Source organism: Nostoc sp. T09 (assembly GCF_002154695.1).
Taxonomy (GTDB): Bacteria; Cyanobacteriota; Cyanobacteriia; order Cyanobacteriales; family Nostocaceae; genus Aulosira.
In genome coordinates, this window is sequence record NZ_MTAV01000249.1 from 1 (window position 1) to 1,061 (window position 1,061).

Here is a 1,061-nt window from a genome sequence, read left to right on the forward strand (position 1 = left end):
ATCTTGGCTGCAAAATGGTTTAACTATTCTGCCAAATGTCAATTTAGTTTCTAACATTGGCTTTAGTACCGAAGCTTCCAATACAAAAGATATTTACAGCCCCTTTGCTAATTATCCTACTCAAGCAATGGAATTTCCGATCAAACATCCACTGTTTATGGTTCGTGATGCACAGGCTGATAAATTTACACAGCAAACTCAGTTTCGTCTTAGTTTGATATCTCTGCTTAAAAGTCAAGTCAAAAAAAAACTGCAATTTTTCAGTTAATTCATCGGTTACAAGTAGGCTGGGCAATGCCCACCATATCCCAGTTTTGGTGAGTATTGCTACCCTACAAATATTTTATGTATCAACATAAATTATGAAAACTGCTGTTGTTTTTATCATCTTTAATAAACCAGACACCACAGCAAAAGTGTTTGAAGTAATTCGTCAAGTGCAACCTCCCGAACTATTAGTAATTGCTGATGGACCTCGCCCGCATCGCCCTGGTGATGTAGATAAGTGTGTTGCTACTCAAAAAATTATTGAGCAAGTTGATTGGGATTGCAAAGTATTAAAAAATTACGCTGATAAAAATTTGGGACCTAAGGTACGTATAGTAACGGGACTCGATTGGGTATTTCAGCAAGTAGAAGAAGCAATTATTTTGGAGGATGATTGTTTACCGCATCCAACATTTTTTGAATATTGTGAGGAATTATTAGATAAGTATCGCCACGACCAACGCATCATGACAATCTCCGGCAATAATTTTCAGTTTGGTCGCCGACGTACTGAGGATAGCTATTACTTTTCTCGCTATCCACTAATTTGGGGTTGGGCAACTTGGCGACGAGCATGGCAACGATATGATTTAGAAATGAAGCATTGGGTAGCTATCAGAGATAGTAACTGGCTACAAGATATACTTGATGATTCTGTCGCAGTCCGCTATTGGACTAAAATTTTTCAAAATTGTTATCTAGGCAAAATTGATGTTTGGGATTTTCTTTGGACTCTGACATCTTGGCTGCAAAATGGTTTAACTATTCTGCCAAATGTCAATTTAGTTTCTAAC

1 protein-coding gene and 1 pseudogene are annotated in these 1,061 nt (G+C 37.4%); both read left to right on the plus strand.

Going from position 1 to position 1,061, the window contains the following annotated elements; translation table 11 throughout:
- Positions 1-268: pseudogene (locus tag BV372_RS36960) on the plus strand (glycosyltransferase family 2 protein); the annotation flags it as partial.
- 94 nt (positions 269-362) lie between these two features.
- The coding region (locus BV372_RS33960; protein WP_086691793.1) for a hemolytic protein HlpA-like protein at positions 363-1,061 on the plus strand (699 nt) is incomplete at its 3' end.